We start from the raw sequence: 16,989 nt of genomic DNA on the forward strand, positions 1-16,989 counted from the left end.
TTTTTATCTCGTAACAATGTGTACACAATACGGTTACCTAGTATTAAAAACTACATCCTGAAATTACACCTAAGTTGTGTAATTAATGTTACCCAACTAGTGAACTATATGAATTATTTTTGTTTCTAAATTTTAGTATTTATGGAAGACATGCTCTTTTACGATAGATTACAATTTGCGTTTACGATCACATTTCATTATATATTTCCGCAATTAACAATGGGATTATCACTATTGATTGTCTATTTTAAGGGGACCTACTTAAGAAATAAAATTGAAAAATATAATGATGCAGCAAAATTTTTCATGAAAATTTTTGCTATTAATTTCACAATGGGAGTCGTAACAGGAATTCCTATGGAATTTCAATTTGGCACCAACTGGGCAAAATTTTCGGAGCTAACAGGTGGCATAATTGGCCAAACATTAGCAATGGAAGGCATGTTCTCTTTCTTTTTAGAATCCTCCTTTTTAGCACTATTTATTTTTGGTGAAAAATTAATGGGACAAAAACTACACTTCGTAACAGGCTTTTTAGTGTTTTTAGGTTCTTGGGCAAGTGGTTGGTTTATTTTAGCAACCAATGCTTGGATGCAACATCCTGTAGGGTATGAAATTTTAGATAATGGTAAATTTGTGTTGCAAAATTTTTCAGCATTATTTAGTAATCCTTGGCTTCTACCAGCCTTTTTACATAATCAACTAGCCTCTGTTGTCACCTCTTCCTTTGTTATGGCAAGTATTGGTGCTTTTTACATTTTAAGAAATAAACAACCTGAATATGGAAAACTATTTTTAAAAACAGGGGTCATTTTTGGCTTAATATCTAGTATTCTAGTAGCTTTTCCTACAGGAGACTGGAATGCTAAAAATGTTGCAAAATACCAACCCGCATCTTTTGCTGCTATGGAAGGAATTTTTGAGACAGAAGAGACTGGAGCTGAAATTGTATTGATTGGTCAACCAAATATGGTTGAAAAAAAGTTAGACAATAAAATTGCAGTACCTAATATATTAAGTTTCTTAACTTATCAAGAATGGCATAAACAAATTCCAGGGATGGATCAATTTAAAAAAGAAGAACTGCCAGATAATATTCCTGCACTCTACTATTCCTACCATATCATGGTTGGTTTGGGCACAATATTTATTGGTGTTATGGCATTAGCACTTTTCTTTTTATGGCGAAAAAAATTGTACACCCTAAAACCATTACTTTGGACAATTATGTTTTTAGTTCCCTTTCCCTATATAGCGAACATTACGGGTTGGTATACGGCAGAGTTAGGAAGACAACCGTATTTGGTATATGGTTTATTAAAAACAAGCGAGGGTATTTCCCCTACAGTTTCATCTGGTAATACATTATTTACATTACTTGGTTTTGTTGCTTTATACATGCTACTAGGGTTATTATTTTTAGTCTTAGTTGGTAAAACTATTCACCAAGGCCCAAAACCTCAAACACATTAAATTATGGAGCTATTTTGGTATATAATAATAGGAGTTGTTTTAACTGTATTTTTTGTTTTAGATGGGTATGATTTTGGAACAGGAATCATTCATTTATTTTTTGCGAAAAAGGAAAAAGACAAAGAAGTACTTACAAAAGCTGCAGGGTTGTTTTGGGATTCTAATGAGGTTTGGTTGGTTGTAGCCGGAGGCATGCTTTTTATGGCTTTTCCAACGTTTTATGCATCCGTTTTTAGTGGTTTTTACTTGCCATTGATAATCGTATTGTGGTTAATTATTTTTAGAGCTATTGGGTTAGAATTTAGAAGCCAATTTAAGTTTCAAATGTGGAAAGATATTTGGGATACCTCTTTTGGAGTTTCTAGTTTATTATTGGCATTATTTTTTGGTATTGCTTTGGGTAATATCGTTAGAGGTGTGAATTTAGGTGGTGTTGAAAATGGAGTGTCTGTTTATGAAGGGCATTATTTTTTCTTACCCTTATGGGATAGTAGTTTTAGTCCGTTAAGCGAAACACCAGGAGTTATAGATTGGTTTACACTAATTATAGGTTTAATAGCTGTTGTCACCTTAGCCATTCATGGTGCTAATTGGGTGATTTTAAAAACCAATTCATCCATAAACAGCACCCTTAAAAGCATCATTTTCAAGTTAAACATAGTGCTAACAGCACTAACATTATTTTCTTTAATCGTATGGCAAATAGTGAACCCCACTTCTTTAGATAATTTTATTAATAAACCCTATTTAGTCGTATTTCCTATTATATATTTAACCGGATTATTTGGGCTGTTTTTTATTAAAAAAATAAAAAAAGACAGCCATGCATTTGTATTATCAACCTTATTAATCGTAGGAGGAATCACATCATCTCTAGCATCATTATTCCCAGTAATATTACCTTCTGTTAATACCATTAATGAGCCTTTAACCATCTACAATACTGCTGCATCAGAATATGGGTTATCTGTAGCATTAACTTGGGGGATTATTGGCTTTATCCTTCTTTTTGTGTACATGATTATCCAAAAAAGATTAATGGGAGGGAAAATAGATAAAATGGATTATGGCCATTAGCATACACATACGATTATGACCGCAACGTTAATTTCATTAATCAGTATTCTTATAGGAATAATAGGAGCTAATTGTATAGGCTTCATTTTTAAAAAATACTCATTTGGTAGTGTAGGCAATACTATTGCAGGTGTTTTTGGGAGTATCTTATTCATTAAATCTTTTGGGAGATTAGGTTTTGACCCTGTATCAATACTGCTACTTGGAGATGTTAATCTTAGTTTATTTGTACTAAATGCTACTGTTTCGTTTTTTGGCGGAAGCTTGGCTGTGATTTTAATTTCTAAACTAAAGAACAAAATGAATCAGAAAAACGGATAACAAAATGTATCAATCAGTGGACAATTAGTGATTAATACAATGGTAGTAATCAACAGAGAATGAAACACTGATAAGGAAATTAAAGGCCTTGGCGAGAACACCAAAATTACATGTTAGACTACAAAATGCTTCACATAGCTAACGTTAAAGATGAACGGCTTCTGTTATTTTTAGAAGGACACAAGCAAAAAAAAGTAAAAGTAAGAACAGATATAAAAATACAGCGTGTGCAAAATTTACTGTAACTAAACGTTCATCAAACGAATGCTCCAAATCTCAAAAAGGGGTATGTATTTTTCCCAGAATTTTGAATTTTTATAAGAATACTATTTGGATTTTAAAAAAAGACAAAAAAATTAAGTCACATAAAAGCGTGTTTAATCTCTAAAATAATTTAGATTTCACTTTTTACTTTTACAAACAACTAAAATTTTCAAATGGCATCGTATACTATAAATGAAATCAATACCATTATAAAAGGTGAATTAATAGGTGATACCAACCAAAAAATTGAAGGCCCCGAAGAATTAAAAAAAGCAAGCAGCAATCAGATTACATTCATTAGAACTAAAAAATATGCAAAATTTTGGCCAGATTCAAAAGCATGTGCTGCCCTTATAAGTTCTAATTTAAATATTGACCTTGGCGACAATCGTGCCTTTATTAAAGTAAAAAATGTCGATTTGGCAATGGCCAAAATATTAGCGCTTTTTAATCCGTCATCACCGGTATTCGACACAGATATACACCCAACTGCCGTGATACATAAAACTGCAAAAATTGGGGATGGTTGTAAGATTGGTGCAAATTGTTATGTAGGTAAAGATGTTGAGTTAGAAAATGAAGTTATTTTATATCCAAATGTTTGTGTGTTCGATGAAACTAGTATCGGCGCTAACACAATTGTTTGGTCAGGGACTATTATACGTGAACGCAGTATTATTGGCAGTCATTGTGTTTTTCACACGAATGTAAGTATTGGAGCTGATGGGTTTGGATACACACCTAGTGAAGATGGTAGAGGTCTGGTTAAGGTACCTCAGATAGGTAATGTTATAATTGGGCATTATGTTGAAATTGGCGCCAATTCATGTGTTGATAGAGCTAAATTTGGATCCACTATTGTTGGTGATGGTTGTAAAATTGACAACCTGGTGCAAATTGCTCACAATAGTATTATGGGGCGTTCTTGTATTATGGCTGGTCATAGCGGGCTTGCAGGTTCTGTTACTTTAGGTGATGGTGTTATTATTGGCGGGAGTGCCTCTATAAAAGACCATACCACCTTGCATTCTGGTGCTACCATTGGTGCTGGCTCTGGAGTGATGAATGATGTGGAAGCAGGAAAAACAGTTTTAGGTTACCCTGCTCAAGATGCCAATGATATGTTAAGGCAATGGGCCACTGTAAGACAGTTAACAAAAAAGAATAGGTAGCCTTTATATTCCCGTATACCGTTTAACGTGGCAAGCTGTTGTCTTGTATGTGGCTCGCCATTTTTACGTCGATGTCACTCTATTGTTCTTTTGTTCCACACGATACGTGAACAGAATACGAACTTAAGAAACCTATACTTATTGCGTACGTTGGGTGTTGGGCCAAGGTCTGTGTTGCTGTCTGATGTCTACAAAATTTATGAAATTTTGTGGACAAGAAAAAAATAATAACCTACCCTACCGGTAGGCGAGTAAAAAGCTTTTGCTAAATACCAAACTGAATGTGAAGTACATACGCTGCTTTCTTACGGTTCACATCTAAAGCGTTAATACCAATAGTAACTCAGTACCCTCTTGAGATAGGTAGCCGAAAATTGAACCTTGCTTTATATTCATAATTTAATAGCGTACTGGTAAAAGTGACGTTTGGAAACATAGGTAATTAAACACGCTAGAAATTAATTTAACCTCAAGTTTCTAAGTATAGAACATGTTTCAAAGCATATTGAACTCGTACGTTTTTCATCGCTGAGAAGCTCTATTTAGTTTGGATAAAACTAAAATATAGGTAGTATAAAAAATAAGTACAGATTAAATATTGATACCTTAGTTCAAAAAATCACTTATCATGAATTCAAAACTATTTATTTTTCTCCGTGTATTTTTTGGTGTTTTTTTACTCTTTTTTGGGTTAGACCACTTCTTTAATTACATTCCATTTCCTGAAATGGCCCCAGAAGCAAATGCATACTTTGCAAACCTATTGTCTACCTATGCTATGTACCTTGTTGGCCTCGTAGAAGTAGCTGCTGGCTTAGCATTTATAGGTAACAGATTTGGAGCACTAATGGCACTCATATTAATGAGTGTATCTATTAACGCCGTCCTTTTTCATCTATTTCTAGATCCACAGAAAATCTATGGTGCTTTAGTTTTATTAATTCTAAATATTGTTTTTCTAGTTCATTATAAGGAAAAATATACCTCACTTATAAAACCAAAATAACTGTGATACCTGCTTGAATTGAATTGAACAAACAAGTCAATGATAAACTCAGAAACACCATTAGAGCATCACTTGTATCAAAATTTAATTATAGGGCTAAAAATACTGGTACTACCCGAGTATACGGCGGTACGTTAGAGCCCAACTTTTACTGTTCTTTCCTTTCTATACGTCTGATATAAGGCAAATTGGTTACTATACACAGCCATACGTGAGGTAACCTTCTTTTTACTTACGTGTGAAGCCGCTATAGTACTGCCTTGGTTCTTTTCCTGCAAACACGATAACGTCTACCGGCTTATGCACCATGCTAACCTGTGGGTATAGAAACCTCATCAGGCAATCTTCTCTTTACAGCTTTGCGGTAGCTAGTCTTCTGACTTAACCTCGCTGGCAGCAACCTTGAGTGGCTTACGAAGGGTTCAAAAAGCCTGTCTTGAGCAGCGTTGAAGGGTAACCCCTGGCTTTAAAGGTGCCTGCACCTTCGAGATGACCAACTACATTTCTGTACGTATAAAGATGCCAATACTTGGCACCCACAATGGCTTTGCATACTTGCTTGTTCTGGTCACTACTGAAATTGGCGCACTATAACGTAAACAATGTATAACAACATAAGGATGATAGAACTAAATCTACCCTGCCAAAAAGTTGTATAATAAGCAGGTTCCAATTTAAAACACATAGTAGTTGACCACCTTCAAAATAAAAGAAAAGCTCGCAATGCTATAGTGAAAAACTATACAAAATACAGGTTTGTGTGTTGTTAATAATGCTACTATTCTTAATCCATTTTTTTAGTTTAAAATCATGAAAACCCAATGACAATAGTGGATATATACCTATTAAATGAAGAATCTTAACAAAAAAAGATGTAAATTGAAAGAATACAACTATTTAAAAAAGCCAATCTTACCAAAAATATGTTCAATAAATACCAGTAGAACATATGAATTAATCGCTAAAATAAATAGACTATGAGCCTCCTGAAAAAAAGCAGGGAAGAACTATTAAATGAATTACAGAAAGTAAATAATGAGAGTATTTTTTTAAAATCAGAGAGAAAAAAAAGGAATGAAGAGTTAATCATTGCCAACAAAGAACTTCACTTTGAACAAGAAGAAAAAGAAAAACGTGCAGCCGAATTAATCATTGCTAATTTAGAACTTAAGTTTCAGACCCTAGAAAAAGAAAAACGTGCAGCCGAGTTGGTTATTGCTAATATTGAACTTGTATTTCAAAATAAAGAAAAAGCAAAACGGGCCGAAGAGTTAATCATTGCTAATAAAGAACTTGCCCATCAAGTCGAATTAAAGGAAAAACGAGCTGAAGAATTAATTATTGCCAATGAAGAACTTCTATTTCAAAGCCGTTTGAAGGAAGAACGGGCTGCAGAACGAATCGTTGCCGACAAAGAACTTTTAGTTCAACAAAAATTAAAGGAAAAACGGGCTGATGAATTAATTATTGCCAACAAAGAGCTTGAATATCAAAGCGAATTAAAAGAAGAACGGGCAGAAGATTTAATCATTGCCAATAAAGAGCTTGAGCTTCAAAGCGAATTGAAAGAAGAACGGGCAGAAGACTTAATCATTGCCAATAAAGAGCTTGAGTTTCAAAGCGAATTGAAAGAAGAACGTGCTGAAGACTTACTCATTGCCAATAAAGAACTTGAATTTCAGAGTGAATTAAAGAAAAAACGGGCTGCAGAATTAGTTATTGCCGACAAAGAGCTTGAATTTCAAAGTGAATTGAAAGAAAAACGAGCTGAAGACTTGGTCATTGCTAACATAGAGCTTGAACATCAAAGCGAATTAAAGGAAAAACGCGCTGCAGAATTAATCATTGCCAACAAAGAGCTAGCCCATCAAAACCAATTGAGGGAAAAACGCGCAGCAGAGTTAATCATTGCCAATAAAGAGCTAGCCTACCAAAACGAAGAAAAAGAAAAACGTGCGGCAGAGTTGATTAAAGCCAAAGAACGTGCCGAAGAATCAGACCGTTTAAAGTCAGCTTTTTTAGCGAATATGTCTCATGAAATTCGAACGCCTATGAACGGTATTCTTGGTTTTGCAGACTTACTCAAAACACCTAATCTTTCAGGGGAAGAGCTACAAGAATATATTGAAATTATAGAAATCAGCGGTAAGCGTATGCTCAATATTATTAATGATATTATGAGCATTTCGAAAATAGAAGCAGGTTTAATGGAGGTGAACTTGAGAGAGTCGAATATAAATAAGCAATTGGAATACATGTATTCCTTCTTTAAGACTGAAGCGGAAACAAAAGGTATTAAACTTTCATTTAAAAATTCATTACCATTAGACAAAGCCGTTTTAACAACCGACCGAGAGAAAGTATTTGCCATTCTCACAAATCTTATAAAAAATGCCCTGAAATTTACCGAAAAGGGTGCAATAGAATTTGGGTATACTAAAAAGGGGGAATACCTTGAATTTCATGTGAAAGATACCGGTATAGGCATTGATAAAAATCGACAGACAGCAATTTTTAAACGCTTTGTGCAAGCTGATATTTCTGATGAAAAAGCCTTTCAAGGCGCAGGCTTAGGCTTGGCCATTTCCAAAGCGTATGTAGAGATACTTGGTGGCGAATTATGGATGGAAAGCGAAAAAGGAGAAGGCTCGACCTTTTACTTTTCACTCCCGTATGGTACTAAAGAAGTAGAAGTAGAAGTAGAAGTAGAAGTAGAAACTACAGCTAAAGTTTTGAAAATGCCTTTAAAAATGATAAAAACACTTATAGTTGATGATGATGAAACATCCAGAAAGCTTTTAAGTAATTTGCTAAGAAAGGTTAGTAATAATATTTTGAAAGCTGAAAACGGATTAGAAGCCGTTGAAATTTTTCGCAACAATCCTGATATAGATTTGGTGTTAATGGATATGAAAATGCCTGTTATGGACGGGTATGAAGCGACCCGACAGATACGTAAATTCAACAAAAAATCATGTATTATTGCCCAAACGGCTTTTTCTCTTGAAGGCGATAAAGAAAAAGCAATTGGGGCAGGCTGCAATGAGTATATTTCAAAACCAATTGACAAAGCCCAATTACTTGTATTAATACAAAAGTGTTCCAAAAATTAATAGTTTGCATGCTAACTAAACGTCAAAAACAAGGTACGGATCTAAAGTTGCGTAGACAGTTCTATCGTTAAAAAAATGCCCATGCTAGGGCGTGCAAGTAACCTATTATGTATAATAAGGGCTTTAATGTTATTTATAGGGTTTACGTATATTTACTATGACCACAAAATCATTCCCGATTTTGTACTGAACAGTACACCCATTTTCTTTAAAATAAAAATAATGAAAAAGCCCTCTAAAGGGAAAACAGAACATACTAAAACATCTGCTTTAAGAGTAGGTACGACCGTCAATTCAAAAAAAAGTCAGTTTCCAATAGTTGGTATTGGTGCTTCTGCAGGAGGTTTGGAAGCATTGGAGCAGTTCTTAGCAAACATGCCCGAAAATAGCGGAATGGCATTTGTTATCATTCAACATCTCGCCCCAAATTACAAAGGCATGATGCAAGAGTTATTGCAGCGCGATACTGAAATGGAGGTAATTACTGTTACCGACTATCTGAAAATAAAACCAAATTGTGTTTATATAATTCCACCAAACAAAAGCATGTCTCTGTTAAACGGGACATTGCATTTATTTAAGCCGCTTAAAAAACACGGTTTAAGGTTACCAATTGATTACTTTTTCCGTTCACTTGCAGATGATATGAATGAAGAGAGCATCGGAATCATTCTTTCAGGTATGGGTTCTGATGGCTGTTTAGGATTAAAAGCAATAAAAGAAAAAGCCGGATTTGTGTTGGTACAAGAACCAGAATCAGCTAAATTTGACAGTATGCCACGCGCTGCAATTAAATCTGTAGCCGTTGATATTATTGCATCGGCCAACGAACTACCCTCAAAATTATTAAGCATTACGAAAACAATTTTACGCAATACCGATACACCAGAAATAGAAGACAGTTCGCTCGAAAAAATAATTATTCTTCTACGCATACAAACCGGTAACGATTTTTCACAGTACAAAAAGAAAACGTTATACCGCCGCATCGAACGGCGCATGGGTGTTCACCAAATCGATAAAATATCTTCGTATGTACGTTATTTACAAGAGACCCCTTTAGAAATAGAAATTCTTTTTAAAGAGTTATTAATTGGTGTGACCAACTTTTTTCGCGATGGTGCCGTTTGGAACCTCTTAAGAGATAAGGTTTTACCCACTATGTTTACAGAATTGAAGCATGGTCAAAAACTTCGGGCATGGATACCAGGTTGTTCAACAGGCGAAGAAGCCTATACGTGGGCTATTATTTTTAAAGAAGCAATTGAAAAAATAAAACCCACTAAGAATTTAACGTTGCAACTATTTGCTACCGACCTTGATATCGGTGCAATAAATATAGCCCGAAAGGGAGTGTATTCAGATAATATTATTGCCGATGTATCAGAAGACCGACTGAACCGCTTTTTTGTAAAAACCGAAAACCAGTTCAGGGTAAATGCAGAAATACGCGAAATGGTCGTATTTGCCGCTCAAAATATAATTAAAGACCCTCCCTTTACAAAACTCGATATATTATCGTGTAGAAACATGCTCATCTACATGGAAAAAGATTTGCAAAAAAAATTAGTATCACTTTTCCATTATAGTTTAAACCACAGAGGTATTCTGTTATTAGGAAGTGCCGAAACCAAAGGCGAAAACAACAACTTGTTCACTACCGTCGATTCAAAACTGCATATATATCAAAGTACCAGTGCTCCAAAATCAGAAGAACTTTTTGATTTCCCTAGCGCATTTGCAGATACTAAAAAAAAATATCCAAAAAATCGAGAATTAACCAATGTTCCCGATAATATTAAAAACCTAGCTGACGATTTGCTTTTGCAACAATTTTCACCTGCCAGCGTATTGGCCAGTAACCTAGGCGAAATACTTTATTTAACGGGCAATACTGGTAAATATCTTACACCGGCAGCTGGTAAAGCAAGCATGAATATTTTTACAATGGCACGCACAGGGCTAGATATCGAATTACCCAGTGCATTTCGAAAAGTATTACAGAATTACGAAAAATTAATTTTGCCCAATATAAAAGTAGGAACGAACGGCGGTACGCAAATTGTCACTATTACCATTCAACAAATAGAAACCCCTTTAGCTTTAAAAGGAAAAATAATGGTTGCTTTTTCCGATGTTCCCATAGAAAAACAAGAATCGGTACTACAAAAAATAGACACTTCGAAAGGCACTGTATTGCAATCAGAGTTTAAACAAGAAATACAACGTTTAAATGTAGAATTGCAAACGACACACGAAGAAATGCAAACTTCGCAGGAAGAGCTAAAATCGACCAATGAAGAGTTGCAATCATCAAACGAAGAGTTACAGAGTGCCAATGAAGAACTTACCACATCAAAAGAAGAAATGCAAAGCCTTAACGAAGAACTTCATACCGTTAACGCTGAACTTCTGAGTAAGATTGATGATTCAGTAAATGTCACCAATGATATGAACAATTTACTGAATAGCAGCGAAATAGCTACTTTGTTCTTAGACAAGAAAATGAACATACGTCAGTTTACCGTACACGCTGCAAAAATTTTTAAAGTCAGAAAAAGTGATATAGGGCGTCATTATACCGATTTGGCTAACAATTTACAGTATCCGGAAATGCTTCACGATGCCAAAGAAGTTTTGCGCACGCTGATGTTTGTTGAGAAAACCATTTCAAGCACCGAAGGTCTTTACTATACCATTCGTATTATGCCATATCGCACATTCGATGATAAAATTGAAGGGCTGGTAATTACGTTTATCGATATTACAAAGGCAAAAAAAATAGAAATTGCTCTTTTGGAAACCCAAAGTGTCCTTAAATCTTTCATAGGCAAAGTACCTGGTGTTATTATTGGTTTGTCATCTAATGGAGAACTTATTGAGTTTAACCCAGAGGCTGAAAAAGTTTTTGGTCGTAAACGCAGTGATGTAATAGGTCGAAATTATTTCGATTTGTTTATCCCTAAAGCACTAAGAAAAAAAGTGGAATCAGATATGAAACTGATATTGTCGGGTAATTTACCCAACCGATTTGAGAACCTTGTGAAATCATCAACTGGCGACCAACTAAACATTGAGTGGTCAGCACACAAACAATATGATGAAAAAGGTGTTGTAACCGGAATTATTACCATTGGCGAAAACATTACGAGCTATGAAAAAACCACTTAAAAATTCAGATAATGCCGTTTCATTGCGCAAAAAAGCCGAACAGGTATTAAAAAATAAGTATGCATTAACAACGACAGACCCCTTAGCCGGTGCTGAGCCAAGTAGTAGTGAAGCCGACACCAAAAAACTTTTGCACGATCTTGAAGTTCACCAAATAGAATTGGAAATGCAGAACGAAGAACTGCAACTTGCAAAACAAAAAGCAGAAACCATTGCCGAAAAATACACCACTATTTACGATTTTGCCCCTTCAGGATATTTTACACTTGATAGCGATTTTAGAATTTTCGAATTAAATTTTAATGGCGCTAAAATACTTGGCAAGGAACGTTCAAAATTGATACATAGCACTATTACGTTGTTTATCGCACCAGATAAACGTTCCCATTTCATCGATTTTTTAGAGCGTGTAGCAGAGACGAAAACTAAACAAAGTTGTGAAGTAGAATTTACGGCACCTATTAATACTACAATTTATGCTCACATTGAAGGGGTTTTTGCTGAAACGGAACAAAAATACTTCTTAACAGTTGTTGATATTAGTGGGCGTAAAATTATTGAAAATGAATTAATAAAAGCCAAAGAACGCGCCGAAGAATCAGACCGTTTAAAATCCGCTTTTTTAGCGAATATGTCGCATGAAATCCGAACACCTATGAACGGTATTCTTGGTTTTTCAAACTTGCTAAAAACACCTAACCTTTCTGGGGAGGAGCAACAAAAGTTTATTGAAATTATTGAAATTAGTGGTAAGCGTATGCTCAATATCATTAATAATATCATGAACATATCAAAAATAGAAGCAGGTTTGATGGATATGTACATAACAGAGTCTAATGTTAATGAGCAAATAGAATATATATATACCTTCTTCAAGCCTGAAGCAGAAGTAAAAGAAATCACACTTTCATTCGAAAATTCATTGCCGCTAGAAAAAGCCATTGTAACAACCGACCGGGAGAAAGTATTTGCCATTCTTACAAACCTTGTAAAAAACGCCCTTAAGTTTACTGAAAAAGGTACTATAGAAATAGGGTATACTAAAAAGGGCAAATACCTTGAGTTTTATGTGAAAGACACAGGTATAGGCATTGATATAGATAGGCAAGCAGCAATATTTGAACGCTTTGTTCAGGCTGATATTTCTGATAAAAAAGCCTTTCAAGGTGCAGGTTTGGGCTTGGCAATTTCAAAAGCGTATGCGGAGATGCTAGGAGGTAAATTATGGATGGAAAGCAAAAAAGGAATAGGTTCCATATTTTATTTTACGCTCCCTTATGGGATTGAAACAGGGGAAGAAGAAGAACTTGTAATTGACCCTATAGTTAAAGGATTGGAAACGCCATTAAAAAAGCTAAAAATAGCCATAGTTGATGATGATGAAATGTCGAGATATCTTTTAGATAAAATGCTAGGAAAGATAAGTAAGGAAGTTTTAAATGCCGAAAACGGATTGGAAGGCGTTGAAATTCTTCGTGACAATCCTGATATAGATTTGGTGCTAATGGATATAAAAATGCCTGTTATGGACGGGTATGAAGCTACCCGACAGATTCGTAAATTCAACAAAAAAACATTTATTATTGCTCAGACGGCTTTTTCCCTTGAAGGCGACAAAGAAAAAGCAATTGAGGCAGGTTGCAACGCCTATATGTCTAAACCAGTGAACAAAGCTAATTTACTTGCCCTATTACAAAAGCATTTCAAAGAATAGTACGCTGTCTTAAAAAAACATACCTGCCTAAAAAAAACAAAGCTCTGTTGACCCTGAAAATTAGCATCTTATTACACGCTACGTTTGGTATACTAGACAGCTAGAGCTAGTTAACAATGCGCGTAAACCATCATATCAAGCCTTAGAAATTTAGATTATTGAACTTGAAAAACTTCTTAAAGAAAGCACTTTGGAAAGAGATAGCTACCAGCCTGATGTTTTCACCAATATGTCTAAACTATTTCAAATTATCGAGTTGATTTATGATACTAACGGCTCTGCTATAACGTATTGTTTTAGGGGTGTAAACCACTCTTTGGCAAAAGTTCATTTCTAAAAAAAGAAAATAACTTATTGGTAATCGTACAAAAGACCTATTTGGAATAGTTGAAGCCTATTGGTTAGAAATATATAACAGGGTAGTTAAGACAGGTGTATCAATAAATTCGATAAATATGATAAACAATTGATTAAAGCTAAAGAACGTGCCGAAGAACGCGACCGTTTAAAGTTCGCTTTTTTAGCCAATAAATCGTATTAAATTCGAATGCCTATGAACGGTATTCTTGGTTTTTCAGAATTACTCAAAACACTTAATCTTATCAGTGTGGAGCACTAGAAACATATTGATATTATCGAAATCACTAAATGAGCGGTATTCGTATGCTCAATATCATGAATGATGTCAGGAGCATTTCAATAATAGAAGCGGACCGAATAGATCTTTGTTTGATAGCGTCAAAAATTAACGAGAAAATCAAATATATTTATACTTTGTTCATACCTAAAACGGGAGTAAAAGGAATTACGCTTTCATTCAAAAATTTATTACCCCTAGAAAAACCCATTGTTACAACCAACCGAGAGAAGGATTTGCCATTATTACAAATCTTGTAAAAAATTCCCTTAAGCATAACGAAAACGGTACAATAGAAGTAGGGTACACCAAAAATGCCAATACATAGTATTTTACAAAAAAACACAAGGTATTCGCATTGATAAAGATGGCCAGGCAAGAATTTTTGAATGATTCGTTCTGGCTGATATTTCTGATAAAAAAGCCTTTCACTGCGCAGGTTTAGGCATGGTTATCTTAAAAGCCTATGTGGAGATACTTGGTGGTAAATTATGGGTACAAAGCAAAAAAAGGAATAGGCTCTATCTTTTATTTTACACTCCCCCCCTATGGCATTAAAATAAAAAGTAAAGAAGGACGTTTAATTGACAAAACAGCTAACAGATTGGAAACGACTTTAAAAAAGCTAAAAGTATTAATAGTAGACGATGATGAAATATCGAGATGGCTTTTAGCTAAAATGCTAGGAAATATTAGTAGTGAAGTTTTAAATGCTGAAAACGGATTGGAAGCCGTTGAAACGCTAAAAAGCGACCCTGATATAGAGTTGGTGTTAATGGATATTAAAATGCCCGTTATGGACGGGTATGAAGCTACCCGACAGATACGTCAATTTAATAAAAAATCGTTTATTATTGCCCAGACGGCTTTTACTCTAAAAGGCGACAAAGAAAAAGCGATCGGAGCAGGATGCAACAGCTATATGTCAAAACCAGTGAACAAAGCCAATTTACTTACTTTACTAGAAAAGCATTTCAAAGCATAATATGTTACCTGATAAATTGACCCTTTCTGCACTTCTTCCAAAGCTATAGGTATTCTTTGAAATCGGTCATTGAAGTAGTGAAAGCCCTTCCTTCCATTAATAACATTTAGAAGAATTGTGTACGGTAATTACATAACTTACAGACCTATACATTTTTTCGCCTCATTTATCACGGGTACTATGAACGCTACTAACTTCGCTCTTGTGCCAATTGTTGACCCTAAAAACCGTGCTAGCTAATGATATATTCACTGGTTTTCCACAAGGGACATGCACCCGCCAGCAAACAACTACATTTCTACAGTAAAAGGCCCATGCTGGGAACACAAGGGCTATATGTTCTTGCTTGATTCATGTGTACCCATAAAATTCTACAGATGTTATATTCGGTTTGTATGGGCCAAACCAGCTGTTTATAATTGAAATAGAACTGTACACCAATCGGAATGGAATTAAAATACCGTATTGACGATACCCATTATTGGATAGCACTTAAAACCGATTCATCTGAAGAAATTGCTAGAAGCTTTAAACATCGAGTTGTAGTAATTTATCGTTTTCCGAATAGAAACGGAAGACACTCGAGAATAATGACTGATTTAAGTATTGAAATATTTTCGGAAAAGATATTTTAAGCAGGCACACGATTACTATGGTAAACGCGGATGAAACAAGAAAGACCTATAGTACCGCATTACGGGAAGCAGACCATGGGAATATAAACCCGTACTAAAATTTGCTAAAAACTAACGTCAACAGAAATGGATGTTCTTACTACTGCATATGCCGTAGTGGTCATAGAACAAGCACGTTGCCAGACTTAGCAAATCAACAACTAATGATGCCTACAGGCTTCATCGATAGTTTGCGTATTTTTATGAGGTAGAAAAATCTTTGAGCTGTTGCTTTGGACAAGAAAAAACAAATTAAAATTTACCGCACCGGCCATCAAAAGATTTTTACACGAACTAAACCGTTATGAATCACATGGAATCATCTGACCTAAAAAAAATTATTCAAGGCATTCCCAAAGCAGAACTACACCTACATATCGAAGGGAGTTTTGAACCGGAACTCATGTTCGAAATAGCCAAAAGAAATAAGATAACCTTAGATTTTGACTCCATCGAATCATTAAAGAAGGGGTACATGTTTAATAACCTTCAAGAATTTTTAGACATCTACTATATAGCCGCTAAAGTGCTAATCCATGAGCAAGATTTTTTCGATTTGACTTGGGCTTACCTGTGCAAAGTGTACAGTCAGAATGTACTCCATGTAGAAGTGTTTTTCGACCCACAAACGCATACCGATAGAGGGGTTGAGTTTGCTGTTGTAATTAACGGTATATATAAAGCACTTGAAAAAGCTAAGCAAGAATTAAATATTTCATACAAACTTATCATGTCTTATTTACGGCACTTAAGCGAAGAAGAAGCTTTCAAAACACTTGAATCGTCGCTACCATTTAAGCATTGGATTGATGGCGTAGGCTTAGACTCCTCTGAAATAGGCAATCCTCCTAGTAAGTTTGTGAATGTATTTAAAGCATCTGCAAATCACGGGTACAAATTAGTCGCTCATGCCGGTGAAGAAGGTCCGGTAGCATACATTTGGGAAGCACTTGATCTTTTGAACGTGGTAAGGATAGACCATGGTAATCGCTGTCTAGATGACGGAGTTTTGCTTCAAAGATTACGTGACGAACAGATGCCTTTAACCTTGTGCCCACTAAGTAATGTAGCGCTCAAGGTCATTCTGAACATGAAGGACCATCCCATTGAAAAAATGCTCGATGAAGGAATTTTAGCAACCATTCACTCAGACGATCCGGCTTATTTTGGAGGCTATATGAATGAGAACTATTATGAAATAGCAAAAGCCTTAAACTTAAACATAGATCAATTGATGCTATTGGCTATCAATGCATTTGAGGCAAGTTGGTTAAGCTCTGAAGCTAAGGCAAAACATATTTCCCAAGTAAAAACCTATTTTAAGTCCTTGAACTCCTAAATGGAATCAAAACGGAATATGAATTGTAAAACAAGAAGTATAC

General features: G+C 35.1%; 11 protein-coding genes. All 11 read left to right on the forward strand.

Going from position 1 to position 16,989, the window contains the following annotated elements; genetic code table 11:
• The first annotated feature begins 141 nt into the window (after window positions 1-141).
• The 11 genes from ES765_RS01790 to ES765_RS01840 all read left to right on the forward strand — a co-directional run bounded on the left by ES765_RS01790 (window position 142) and on the right by ES765_RS01840 (window position 16,946).
• The gene (locus ES765_RS01790; RefSeq protein WP_138110884.1) at window positions 142-1,473 is read left to right on the forward strand and encodes a cytochrome ubiquinol oxidase subunit I; all 1,332 of its coding nucleotides are present in this window, start codon (window positions 142-144) and stop codon (window positions 1,471-1,473) included.
• A 3-nt stretch (window positions 1,474-1,476) separates the two neighbouring features.
• The gene (cydB, locus tag ES765_RS01795) at window positions 1,477-2,550 is read left to right on the forward strand and encodes a cytochrome d ubiquinol oxidase subunit II (protein WP_138110885.1); all 1,074 of its coding nucleotides are present in this window, start codon (window positions 1,477-1,479) and stop codon (window positions 2,548-2,550) included.
• A gap of 15 nt (window positions 2,551-2,565) precedes the next feature.
• Entirely contained in the window at window positions 2,566-2,871 is a 306-nt protein-coding gene (locus ES765_RS01800) for a hypothetical protein (protein WP_138110886.1), read from the forward strand.
• A 437-nt stretch (window positions 2,872-3,308) separates the two neighbouring features.
• Window positions 3,309-4,307: a UDP-3-O-(3-hydroxymyristoyl)glucosamine N-acyltransferase gene (lpxD, locus tag ES765_RS01805; RefSeq protein ID WP_138110887.1), complete on the forward strand. Its 999-nt coding sequence runs from the start codon at window positions 3,309-3,311 to the stop codon at window positions 4,305-4,307.
• Window positions 4,308-4,935: 628 nt separating this feature from the next.
• On the forward strand, window positions 4,936-5,313 hold the full coding sequence (locus ES765_RS01810; RefSeq protein WP_138110888.1) for a DoxX family membrane protein: 378 nt from the start codon (window positions 4,936-4,938) through the stop codon (window positions 5,311-5,313).
• Between the two features lie 977 nt (window positions 5,314-6,290).
• On the forward strand, window positions 6,291-8,426 hold the full coding sequence (locus ES765_RS01815; RefSeq protein WP_249356192.1) for a response regulator: 2,136 nt from the start codon (window positions 6,291-6,293) through the stop codon (window positions 8,424-8,426).
• A 222-nt stretch (window positions 8,427-8,648) separates the two neighbouring features.
• On the forward strand, window positions 8,649-11,597 hold the full coding sequence (locus tag ES765_RS01820; RefSeq protein WP_138110889.1) for a chemotaxis protein CheB: 2,949 nt from the start codon (window positions 8,649-8,651) through the stop codon (window positions 11,595-11,597).
• A complete protein-coding gene (locus ES765_RS01825; protein WP_138110890.1) occupies window positions 11,581-13,311 on the forward strand; it encodes an ATP-binding protein in 1,731 nt (576 codons plus the stop codon). Before ES765_RS01820 ends, ES765_RS01825 begins: the two co-directional genes overlap by 17 nt.
• A 1,118-nt stretch (window positions 13,312-14,429) precedes the next feature.
• Window positions 14,430-14,933: a response regulator gene (locus tag ES765_RS01830; RefSeq protein WP_249356199.1), complete on the forward strand. Its 504-nt coding sequence runs from the start codon at window positions 14,430-14,432 to the stop codon at window positions 14,931-14,933.
• Window positions 14,934-15,379: 446 nt separating this feature from the next.
• Window positions 15,380-15,568: a hypothetical protein gene (locus tag ES765_RS01835; protein WP_138110892.1), complete on the forward strand. Its 189-nt coding sequence runs from the start codon at window positions 15,380-15,382 to the stop codon at window positions 15,566-15,568.
• A 352-nt stretch (window positions 15,569-15,920) separates the two neighbouring features.
• Complete coding sequence (locus ES765_RS01840) at window positions 15,921-16,946, forward strand: adenosine deaminase (RefSeq protein WP_138110893.1); 1,026 nt, start codon at window positions 15,921-15,923, stop codon at window positions 16,944-16,946.
• The last annotated feature ends 43 nt before the right edge of the window (window positions 16,947-16,989 follow it).

The sequence above is a fragment of the Maribacter sp. ACAM166 genome (assembly GCF_005771495.1).
In the GTDB taxonomy this organism is placed as follows: domain Bacteria; phylum Bacteroidota; class Bacteroidia; order Flavobacteriales; family Flavobacteriaceae; genus Maribacter.

Coding starts and splice junctions, on each gene's coding strand:
- ES765_RS01820 (WP_138110889.1), top strand. CDS start 8,649: ATGAAAAAGCCCTCTAAAGGGAAAACAGAACATACTAAAACATCTGCT.
- ES765_RS01790 (WP_138110884.1), top strand. CDS start 142: ATGGAAGACATGCTCTTTTACGATAGATTACAATTTGCGTTTACGATC.
- ES765_RS01835 (WP_138110892.1), top strand. CDS start 15,380: ATGGAATTAAAATACCGTATTGACGATACCCATTATTGGATAGCACTT.
- ES765_RS01815 (WP_249356192.1), top strand. CDS start 6,291: ATGAGCCTCCTGAAAAAAAGCAGGGAAGAACTATTAAATGAATTACAG.
- ES765_RS01810 (WP_138110888.1), top strand. CDS start 4,936: ATGAATTCAAAACTATTTATTTTTCTCCGTGTATTTTTTGGTGTTTTT.
- cydB (WP_138110885.1), top strand. CDS start 1,477: ATGGAGCTATTTTGGTATATAATAATAGGAGTTGTTTTAACTGTATTT.
- lpxD (WP_138110887.1), top strand. CDS start 3,309: ATGGCATCGTATACTATAAATGAAATCAATACCATTATAAAAGGTGAA.
- ES765_RS01840 (WP_138110893.1), top strand. CDS start 15,921: ATGGAATCATCTGACCTAAAAAAAATTATTCAAGGCATTCCCAAAGCA.
- ES765_RS01800 (WP_138110886.1), top strand. CDS start 2,566: ATGACCGCAACGTTAATTTCATTAATCAGTATTCTTATAGGAATAATA.
- ES765_RS01825 (WP_138110890.1), top strand. CDS start 11,581: ATGAAAAAACCACTTAAAAATTCAGATAATGCCGTTTCATTGCGCAAA.